This is a genomic window from Streptomyces sp. NPDC096013 (assembly GCF_044763565.1).
Lineage (GTDB): Bacteria > Actinomycetota > Actinomycetes > Streptomycetales > Streptomycetaceae > Streptomyces.
In genome coordinates this window covers 54460-64136 of record NZ_JBIWGK010000008.1, presented here as the reverse complement: position 1 = coordinate 64136, position 9677 = coordinate 54460, and the positions used below count along the sequence as shown (strand labels likewise).

Sequence of the window (9677 nt, the reverse complement as noted above, 5' to 3'; positions counted from 1 at the left end):
ATCTAGGACTAACCCCTATTCCCTCTCCATGGGCATGCAGCTGCCCAATGCGCCATTTCGCAGGAAACGCAAGGCAAAGAGCTTCCGCTCGGGAAGCTCCTGGGAATCCCCACCCGTGGACCGGAAAGCCCGGTGAAACGTCGTCGAAGCCCGTTCACGACCGGGGCCGGTCAATCAGAACAATACCTATCGGGAGGTGTCGTCCAACCCGCCGTTCTGGTCACTTGGACGCGGTCGCCGCGCGCGGCTGTGACCAACCTTCATATCGCTCCCCGGCCTTGACAAGGAGGGGGAAGGAGACCTCGACGACGAGTCCGCCGCCCGGCCTGGCGTGGGCGGTGAGGGTGGCGTCGTGGGCGGCGGCGATGGCGCGGACGATCGACAGGCCGAGGCCGTGGTGGCCGTCGCCGGCGGTGCGGCACATGCGTTGGAAGGGTTCGAAGAGCTGGTCGACCCCGTCCTTGGGGACTTCGGGGCCGGTGTTGGAGACCGTGAGGACGGCGCGCCGGTCGTGGCGCCGCACGGTGATGTCCACGGTCCCGTCGGGAACGTTGTAGTAGGCGGCGTTGTGGACGAGGTTGGCGACCAGGCGCTCCAGGAGCGCGGTGTCGCCGGCTACCGGCGCCGGTTCGGTGCGGTCCTCGATCCGTACGCCGTGCCGCAGGGTCTCCGGGAGCTGGGTGAGCAGCACGGACTCGTTGATCTCGGCCAGGTCGACGGGCTCGGTCCGCTCCACGCCCCGTTCGCTGACGGCCAGGGTGAGGAGGGATTCCAGCAGGGCGCCCTGGTGGGTACTGATCCGCAGCAGGCGCTCGAAGTTCTCGCGGAACGACTCGGCGGTGGCGTCGCGGTCGAGGAGGGACTCCTCCAGGAGGGCGCGTTCCACCGTGAGCGGGGTGCGCAGTTCGTGGGCGGCGTTGGCGACGAAGCGCTTGTGGGACTCCAGGGCGGCTTCGAGCCGGGCGAGGAGTCCGTCGATGCTGTCGGCGAGTTCGCTGATCTCGTCGCGGGGGCCCGCGACGGCGAGGCGCTCGTGCACGTTGCTGGCGGAGATCCGGGCGATGCCGGCGTTGAGGGTGCGCATGGGCCGGAGCACCCGCCGGGCCAGGAGCCAGCTGAGCACGATGGAGATCGCGGCCATGATGGCGAGGGCGGTGCCGGACTGCACGAGGAGGTCGTGCATCTGGGCGTCGTGCAGATGCTCGGTCTGCCTGCGCAGTTGGTCGTTGAGCCACACGGTGAGGTCCTGCGGGGATCCGGAGCCCGGGCCGGGCCGGATGACCGTCCCCGGTGCCGAACCGCCCCCCGGTACCCCTTCGTCGTGTACGGCGGTGACGACGTTGTGGGTGGGGCGGTTGACGAGCAGATAGGTGATGCCGAGCAGGACCGCGCCGGAGGCGATGAACAGCAGCCCGAAGAGCATGGCGAAGCGGACCCGGACCCGGCGGGGCGTGAGGAGGCGGACCAGGGCCCGTACTCGGGCGGCGCCGGGGCCGCTCAGCCAGGTGTGGGCGCGAACTCGGGCTCGGGACAAGAGGGGTGTCGCCATGTCAGATCCGGTAGCCCTCTCCGGGCACGGTCTGGATCACGGAGCGGTCGACGAGTTTGGTCCGGAGCCGGTTGACCGTGGCCTTGACGGTGGTGGTGCCGGGGTCGGCGACCTCGTCCCACACCTTGGCCAGCAGTTCGTCGGCCGGGACGGTCCGTCCCTCGGCGCCGAGCAGGTAGGCGAGCACGCCGAACTCCTTCGCGGTGAGGGGGAGTTGGGTGCCGGCGTGGCTGGCGGTGCGGCGGGCGGGGTCGAGGAGGAGGGAGCCGCGGGCGAAGACGGGCTCCCGTACGGGGTGGGCGCGGCGGCCGAGGGCGCGGGTGCGGGCGAGGAGTTCGGCCCAGGCGAAGGGCTTGGGGAGGTAGTCGTCGGCGCCGAGGCCGAGGCCCTCGACCCGGTCGGCGATGGAGGCGGAGGCGGTGAGCATGAGCACCTTGGTGCGGACGCTCTCGGCGGTGAGTTCGGCGCATACCTCGTCGCCGTGGACGTCGGGGAGGTCGCGGTCGAGGACGACCACGTCGTAGTCGACGTCGATGGCGAGGTCGAGCGCGGTCCTGCCGTCGTAGGCGGTGTCCACGGCGAGGCCCTCGCGGCGGAACACTCTGGTGATCGAGTCCGCGAGTTCCGTATGGTCCTCAACCACCAGTACCCTCATCGCTCCCCCTACGAGACACACGCGCCACGGACCCCAGGCTCCCCCGCCCCGGGTCACACCCGGGTTACTCCCCTCACAGGCTGGCGTACCGTCCCCCGCCTGGCAACAACGGCCGTCCCGCGGCCGCGCCCATCAGATCCGGTAACCGACGTGCGGGAGCGTCTCGATGACCGCCGGGTCGCCGAGCTTGCGGCGCAGTCGGCTCACGGTGACCTTGACGGTGTTGCTGAACGGATCGGCGTCGCGGTCCCAGGCCCGTTCCAGCAGTTCCTCGGCGGATACGACGGCACCGCCGGCGGCGAGCAGCACCTCCAGGACGGCCATCTCCTTCGGCGACAGGTCCAGCTTGCGTCCGCTGCGGAGCGCGGTACGGCGGGCGGGGTCGAGTTCGATGTCGCCGCGGACGAGGACGGGGGGCACGGCGGGCTGATCGCGTCTGTCCAACGCCTGGACGCGGGCGATGAGTTCGGCGAAGGAGAAGGGCTTGGCCAGGTAGTCGTCGGCGCCGAGGTCGAGGCCGTCGACGCGGTCGGCGAGGGTCCCGGCGGCGGTGAGCATCAGCACGCGGGACGGGCTGCCCTGCCGGACGAGCGCACGGCAGATCTCGTCACCGTGCACGAGCGGCAGGTCACGGTCCAGGACGACGACGTCGTAGGCCCCGCTCGACGCCCGGCTCAGCCCCTGCTCGCCGTCGTGCGCGAGCTCGACCTCCATGGCATGCCGACGCAGCCCCCTCGCGACGCTCTCCGCGAGATCCTTGTGGTCCTCCACGATCAGTACGCGCATACCCCAACTGTGGCAGCAGGAAGGTCACTTAGAGGTAACAGGGGTTTCCCGCAGTGACATCGAACCGCCGGCTTCCCCCGTCACGGCGGCAGCGGGGCGTTGTCAGTGACGGGTGGCAGCATCGGGCGTATGACGGATTCCAGGCATTCGACTGGCGGTCCTTCCTGCTCAAGTGGAGCGGGGAGTGGGCGGATTCCCTCCCGGACGGCGAGGCGCGGGGGCGAGGGCGAGGGCGACGAGGCCGCGCGGCGGAGGAGCGGATCGCGGCCATGGAGGAACGCCTCGGCCGGCAAATGCCTCCGTCGTAGCGGGAGTTCCTCAAGGTCAGCGACGGGTGGCGGCACGCGGGCGGGTTCGTACGGCTGCTGGCGGGGACCGAGGACGCGCACTGGCACAACAACGAGTCAGGTCTCGCGGACATCTTCGAGGAGTGATCACAGCCACGTCACCAATCCCGCAGACGCTATCGCGCCGCACGGCCCTGACCTGGACTTACGTGCTCGCCCTGGACTAACTGGACGCCTGTGGACGGTTTGTACGACATGTTTCCATGTCGTACCGCAGGACTCGCACGCCAGGTCCCCAGATCGCCGGACCAAGATCCGGACCATGTGCGGACCAACTCGACTCAGCAGCCGACGATTCAACCCTTTACCGCAGGTCAACGGCGGCGGTGAGCGTGTACCACCAGCAGACCAAAAACCTGTTGGTGAGCTACTCGCCGAAGAAGCTGGGCTTCTTCTCGGGCCACCAAGAAGGGTGCCTGACCTGGGAAACCTCCCGTCAGGCACCCTTCACTGCAATCCCCAGCCCGCCGCCCTCAGCCCGCCAACCCGTCCACCGGGATTCCGAGCCGCTCGGCGACGGCGGTCAGTGCTGTTCCCAGCGGCAGCGCCACCCGGGTGAAGGCGTGCGGGTCGCCTCGGGTGGGGTCGCGGTTGACGATCAGGACCGGCTTGCCCTCCTGCGAGGCCTGACGGACGAACCGCAGCCCGGACATCACCGTCAGCGACGAGCCGAGGACGAGCAGCGCGGACGACTCGCGGACCAGCCGTCGGCAGTCCTCGACGCGCTGCGGCGGAACCGCCTCCCCGAAGAAGACCACGTCCGGTTTGAGGACGCCCCCGCAGTCGGCGCACGGCACCACGCGGAAGTCGCCGACCTGCGCGTCGGTGAGGTCCGCGTCGCCGTCCGGGTTGATCCCGGCGGCGACCGGATCGAAGCCCGGGTTCTCGGCTTCCAGCCGCCGGGCGAGTTCGCGGCGCGGGCTCATCGCGCGGCAGGAGAGGCACACGACCCGGTCCAGGCTGCCGTGGAGTTCCACGACGCCCTCGCTGCCGGCGGCCTGGTGCAGGCCGTCGACGTTCTGGGTGATCACGCCCGAGACGCGGGCCTCCCGCGCGAAGGCGGCCACCGCGAGGTGTCCCGCGTTCGGGCGGGCCCGCCCGAAGGTGCGCCAGCCGAGGTGGCTGCGCGCCCAGTACCGGCGTCGGGCGTGCTCGCTCGCGGTGAAGTCCTGGTAGGTCATCGGGGTGTGCCGGCTCAGGCTTCCGCCCTCGCCCCGGTAGTCAGGGATGCCGGACTCCGTGGAGATGCCCGCCCCGCTGAGCACCAGCACACCGCCGGCACTCAGGGCGTCGACGACCGGCTCCAGGTCGGTGGTGCCCGGCGGCAGGTCCGCGGTCGGGGTCCAGCTCAGGGTGGGGCGCATGCGCATTCCGCAAGGGTACGAAATCGGCGGCGGATCGCGGCGGGCGTGACGGTTGCCGGGTACGGTCCTCCGTCCTCCCCCACCGTCCTCCGTCCACCGCGAGCAGACCGGCGCCCGGCGCACCGGCCGGGCGCGTGGGCGCGCGGGAGGCCGCCGTAGTGAGCGCGAGCGCTGTTGCGGGGCCGTCGGCCGCGGACATGCATGTCCTCAGCACCGCAGTACTGCGAGCGAGGAGACACGTGATGTCCAGCGAGTTCCAGCGGACCAAGCTCCGGGCCATGTTCGAGGCGTTCGACGCGGACGGCAACGGCTATCTGGAGGAGGCGGACTTCGTGGCCCTGGCGGACCGCTGGGGCCGGCTGCCGCGCGTGAGGAGAGAGGGATCGGAACTGGCGGCGCGCGTGGACGGCGTACTCAAGGGCTGGTGGCGGCATCTGTCGGAGACCGTGGACACGGACCGGGACGGCCGGATCGACATGGACGACATCCTCGCCATGGTGGACCACCTGCCGACCATCCCCGAGGCCGTCACCGCCACCGCCGACACCATCTTCGACGCGGTCGACGAGAACGCCGACGGCCGCATCTCACGCGGCGAGCACCAGCGGCTCGTCGACACCTGGCACGGGCGGCCCGTGGAGACCGGCGGTGTCTTCGACCGGCTCGACCAGGACGCCGACGGTTACCTCAGCCGCCCCGAGTTCGCCGTGCTCTGGACCCAGTTCTGGATCAGCGACGACCCCACCGAACCCGGCAACCTGATGTGCGGCCCGATCGGCGCCGGGTGAGACATCGGCGACGAGGATGGGGAGCACCCCGAGGATCGCGACCGATCCGGTCAGGTCCCGTCCGGTCGGTCAGGTCCGGTCCATCCGGTCAGGTCCGGTCCGCCGCGAGCACCGAGTTCGACCGGGACAGGACCATGCGGTGAAGCCGGACCCGGGCCTGGCTTCACCGCACACTCAGCGCACTCCGCACGCGCTCACCGCACACTCAGCACACGCACTCCGCGCACGCTCACCCCTCGCCTCCCCCCGCACACATCCCCGCCGCGAGAACCGCCCCATCAGCCGGGCTGATCAGCAGGAAGGACCCGGTGAGCCGGGAGTCGGCGTACGCGTCGAGCGGCAGCGGTTCGGCGGTGTGCAGCACCATCGAGCCGATGTCGTTGACGGCGAACTCGCCGGGGTCCGTGTCGCGGGCCAAGCCCTGGCTCAGGTCGATGCGGTGCGGGAGTTCGCGTACGACGGCCTTCACCGTACGGGTGCCGTGCTTGAGCAGGACACGTGAACTGACGTGCAGCGGGCGCTCGTTGAGATGGCAGACCGTGGCCCTGACGTCCTGCGTGGTGGCCGGTGCCTGCGCGCTGGGCGCGATGAGGTCGCCGCGCGAGATGTCGATGTCGTCCGCGAGGAGCAGCGTCACCGACTGCGGCGCCCAGGCCGCGTCGACCGGCGTACCGAGGGCGTCGATACCGGTGATCGTGCTGGTGAGCCCGGACGGCAGGACGGTGACCGGGTCGCCGACGCGCAGCACTCCGGAGGCGATCTGCCCCGCGTATCCCCGGTAGTCGGGGTGCTCGGCGCTCTGCGGACGGATGACGTACTGCACGGGGAAACGGGCCGCCGCGCTCGCGACGGCCGTGCCCACGGGGACGGTCTCCAGGTGTTCGAGGACGGTCGGCCCGCCGTACCAGTCCATGTGCGCGGACGGTTCTACGACGTTGTCGCCGGCCAGCGCCGAGATGGGGATCGCGGTGATCTCGGGGATGCCGAGTTCGCTCGCGCAGGCCGTGAACTCCTCGGCGATGGTGGCGAATACGGGCTCGCGGTAGTCGACAAGGTCCATCTTGTTGACGGCGAGGACGACATGCGGGACACGCAGCAGGGCGGCGATCGCCGCGTGGCGGCGGGTCTGCTCGACGACACCGTTGCGCGCGTCGACGAGGATCACCGTCAGCTCGGCGGTGGAGGCCCCCGTCACCATGTTGCGGGTGTACTGCACGTGCCCTGGAGTGTCGGCGAGGATGAACCGCCTGCGCGGGGTGGCGAAGTAGCGGTACGCGACGTCGATGGTGATGCCCTGCTCGCGTTCGGCGCGCAGGCCGTCCGTGAGGAGCGCGAGGTCGGGGCCGTCCTGCCCCCGGTTCGCCGACGCCCGTTCCACGGCCTGGAGTTGGTCGGTGAGGACCGACTTGGAGTCGTGCAGCAGCCGTCCCACGAGGGTGGACTTGCCGTCGTCGACGGAGCCCGCCGTGGCGAAGCGCAATGTGCCGATGGTCGAAGCCATGATCAGAAGTACCCCTCGCGCTTACGGTCCTCCATGGCGGCCTCGGACAGCTTGTCGTCGGCCCGGGTGGCGCCCCGCTCGGTCAGCCGGGACGCGGTGATCTCGTCGATGACCTGCTCGATGGTGACGGCGCTGGATTCGACCGCGCCGGTGCACGACATGTCGCCGACGGTCCGGTACCGCACCTGACGCTTCTCGACGGTCTCGCCCGCCTTCGGGCCGCCCCAACTCCCCGGCGCCAGCCACAGTTCGCCGCGTCGGAAGACCTCACGCTCATGGGCGTAGTAGATGTCGGGGAGGTCGATGCCCTCGCGGGCGATGTACTGCCAGACGTCCAGCTCGGTCCAGTTGGAGAGCGGGAAGACGCGGACGTGCTCGCCGGGCGCGTGCCTGCCGTTGTAGAGGTTCCAGAGTTCGGGCCGCTGCCGGCGCGGCTCCCACGCCCCGAACTCGTCCCGCAGCGAGAACACCCGCTCCTTGGCGCGGGCCTTCTCCTCGTCCCTACGACCGCCGCCGAAGACCGCGTCGAACTTCTCGCTCTGGATCTTCTCGGTCAGCGGGAGCGTCTGGAGCGGGTTGCGGGTCCCGTCGGGGCGTTCACGCAGCACACCGCGGTCGATGTAATCCTGTACGGACGCCACATGGAGCCGCAGCCCATGTGCGGCCACCACACGGTCCCGGTACTCAAGGACCTCGGAAAAGTTGTGTCCCGTGTCCACATGCAGCAGCGAGAACGGCACCGGCGCCGGCGCGAACGCCTTCAACGCCAGATGCAGCATCACGATCGAGTCCTTGCCACCGGAGAAGAGGATCACCGGCCGCTCGAACTCCCCCACCACTTCACGGAGGATATGGACCGCCTCCGACTCCAGGGCGTCCAGGTGCGGCAGCGCGTATGGGTTGTCCGTACCGGCCGCGTGCTTGGCGGCGACAGTCATGCCAACTCCTTTCGCACGAGCAACGCGTGCAGCGCGTCCACTGATTCGGCGACTCGCTCGGCGTGCGCGTCGATCCGCAGATCGGGGTGCGCGGGCTCCTCGTAGGGGTCGTCCGCGCCGGTCAGTCCGGTGATCCGGCCGGCCGCCTGCTGGGCGTACAGGCCCTTGACATCACGCTCCGAGCAGACGGACGCCGGGGTCGCGACATGCACCTCCAGGTACCTCGTCCCTGACCTCTCGTGGCGGCGGCGGACCGACGACCTGGAGTCCGCGTACGGCGCGATCACCGGCACCAGGACCATCACCCCGTTGCGTGCGAGCACTTCGGCGACCAGGCCGATGCGCTGGACGTTGAGGTGCCGGTCCTCGCGGGAGAAGCCGAGCCCGGCCGACAGGAACTTGCGGATCTCGTCGCCGTCGAGCACCTCCACCCGCCGCCGGTCCTGGCGCAGTCGCTCCGCGAGCGCGGCGGCGATGGTGGACTTGCCCGCGCTCGGCAGCCCGGTCAGCCATACCGTCGCGCCGGGGTAGCAGGTGCAGAACTCCGTCTTCGTCAGGGTGGATTGGCCAACGCTCATGACACGCCCCCGAGTTCACCGGCACGACCGCTGGAACCGGTCGGCAGGGTGGCCAACTCGCCGAGCGCGGTGGACAGTACGGCGACACCGCGCAGGTAGTCGTCGACGAGGATGTGCTCCTCGTCGGAGTGGTCCAGCGCGCTGTCCCCGGGGCCGTAGGTCGCCATGGGGATGTCCCAGACCTCGGCCAGGGTGTTCATGTCGGAGGTGGCGGTCTTCAGCGTCGGCCGGGGTGTCCCGCCGATGCTCCGGATGCCCGCGCTGAGGGCGCGCACCACCGGCCCGCGCCGCTCCGTCTCGACCGCCCGCACTCCGTTGACGACCGACAACCGGCCGTCCCTGCCTCGGACTTGGTCCCGTTCGCGCAGGGCGGCGACGAACCCGTCCTGGTCGAACCCGACGGGCGTACGGATGCTGACGTCCAGGTGCGCCTCGGTGATGTCCCCGCGCATCCCGACCAGGGTCGCCCCCGGTGTCGCGAACGAGGCGTGCCCCTGCTCGGGTCCGAGCAGTTCCAGCACGTCCTGCCAGAACGCGGCGGCGGACTCGGTGGCCTTCTCGACCGGGTTGCTCGGGTGCGTGGCGGGGCAGTCGACCCGGTATTCGAGGTCCAGTTTCCCCTTGTAGCCGATGACGATCCCCGGCCACCCGCTGGGCTCCCCCACGATCAGCGCGTCCGGCCGCGCGAGGGTCTGCCCGATGTGCACCGCTCCACGGGACTTCGGCGTCTCCTCCTCCACGACGCCCACGACGACGAGCTGTCCGGGGAAGGCGCGGTGGGCGGCGACCGCGCGCACCATGGCCGCGAGGGGTCCCTGGGCGTCGGCCGCGCCACGGCCGTGCAGCCGGCCGCCGTCGAGGTGGACGGCCAACTGCCCCGGGACGGTGTCCATATGGCCGAGCAGCATGATGCGCGGGCCGGGGCGGGGCGGGGTCTCGCCGATCACGTTGCCCGCGTCGTCGATGCGGGCGGTGAGTCCGAGTCCCCTCATGACGTCGGCCAGATGGCGGGCCAGCGGACCCTCCTCGCCGGACGGGGAGGGGATCTCCAGCATGGACCGCAGCATGTCCACGGCGGCGCCGGGATCGGTGCCCGCGAGGGCCGCGGTGAGTTCATCGGTGAGTTCGTCGGTGGGCGCCGCGGCGGGGGCGGCTGTTTCGGTGGTCATCC

At 70.6% G+C, this 9677-nt stretch carries 9 protein-coding genes and 1 pseudogene; 2 read left to right on the top strand and 8 right to left on the bottom strand.

The annotated features are described in order from the left end of the window. Nucleotides 1-220 precede the first annotated feature (220 nt). The 3 genes from ACIRB1_RS26190 to ACIRB1_RS26180 form a co-directional block, all read right to left on the bottom strand. Nucleotides 221-1549: a HAMP domain-containing sensor histidine kinase gene (locus tag ACIRB1_RS26190; protein ID WP_352179385.1), complete on the bottom strand. Its 1329-nt coding sequence runs from the start codon at nucleotides 1547-1549 to the stop codon at nucleotides 221-223. A gap of 1 nt (nucleotide 1550) precedes the next feature. Next, nucleotides 1551-2204: a response regulator transcription factor gene (locus tag ACIRB1_RS26185; RefSeq protein WP_403467196.1), complete on the bottom strand. Its 654-nt coding sequence runs from the start codon at nucleotides 2202-2204 to the stop codon at nucleotides 1551-1553. A gap of 132 nt (nucleotides 2205-2336) precedes the next feature. Further along, nucleotides 2337-2990, bottom strand: coding sequence for a response regulator transcription factor (locus ACIRB1_RS26180; RefSeq protein ID WP_352179387.1), 654 nt, complete (start codon nucleotides 2988-2990; stop codon nucleotides 2337-2339). Between the two features lie 129 nt (nucleotides 2991-3119). Between ACIRB1_RS26180 and ACIRB1_RS26175 the strand changes: the two are divergent. Next, a pseudogene (locus tag ACIRB1_RS26175) lies at nucleotides 3120-3421 on the top strand (SMI1/KNR4 family protein); the annotation flags it as partial. 389 nt (nucleotides 3422-3810) lie between these two features. Here the strand turns inward: ACIRB1_RS26175 and ACIRB1_RS26170 are convergent. Further along, on the bottom strand, nucleotides 3811-4707 hold the full coding sequence (locus ACIRB1_RS26170; protein WP_403467195.1) for an NAD-dependent protein deacetylase: 897 nt from the start codon (nucleotides 4705-4707) through the stop codon (nucleotides 3811-3813). Between the two features lie 191 nt (nucleotides 4708-4898). On the opposite strand from ACIRB1_RS26170, the gene ACIRB1_RS26165 reads away from it, so the two are divergent. Then, the gene (locus ACIRB1_RS26165; RefSeq protein WP_352179389.1) at nucleotides 4899-5489 is read left to right on the top strand and encodes an EF-hand domain-containing protein; all 591 of its coding nucleotides are present in this window, start codon (nucleotides 4899-4901) and stop codon (nucleotides 5487-5489) included. A 229-nt stretch (nucleotides 5490-5718) separates the two neighbouring features. Here the strand turns inward: ACIRB1_RS26165 and ACIRB1_RS26160 are convergent, their stop codons facing one another. From ACIRB1_RS26160 to ACIRB1_RS26145, 4 genes are read right to left on the bottom strand one after another with little or no spacing between them, the layout of a single operon-like run. After that, a complete protein-coding gene (locus ACIRB1_RS26160) occupies nucleotides 5719-6990 on the bottom strand; it encodes a sulfate adenylyltransferase subunit 1 (protein WP_403467194.1) in 1272 nt (423 codons plus the stop codon). A gap of 2 nt (nucleotides 6991-6992) precedes the next feature. Further along, the gene (gene cysD / locus ACIRB1_RS26155; protein ID WP_352179391.1) at nucleotides 6993-7928 is read right to left on the bottom strand and encodes a sulfate adenylyltransferase subunit CysD; all 936 of its coding nucleotides are present in this window, start codon (nucleotides 7926-7928) and stop codon (nucleotides 6993-6995) included. Continuing rightward, a complete protein-coding gene (cysC, locus tag ACIRB1_RS26150; RefSeq protein ID WP_403467193.1) occupies nucleotides 7925-8506 on the bottom strand; it encodes an adenylyl-sulfate kinase in 582 nt (193 codons plus the stop codon). Before cysC ends, cysD begins: the two co-directional genes overlap by 4 nt. After that, nucleotides 8503-9675, bottom strand: coding sequence for a M20/M25/M40 family metallo-hydrolase (locus tag ACIRB1_RS26145; protein WP_403467192.1), 1173 nt, complete (start codon nucleotides 9673-9675; stop codon nucleotides 8503-8505). Before ACIRB1_RS26145 ends, cysC begins: the two co-directional genes overlap by 4 nt. Nucleotides 9676-9677 lie beyond the last annotated feature (2 nt).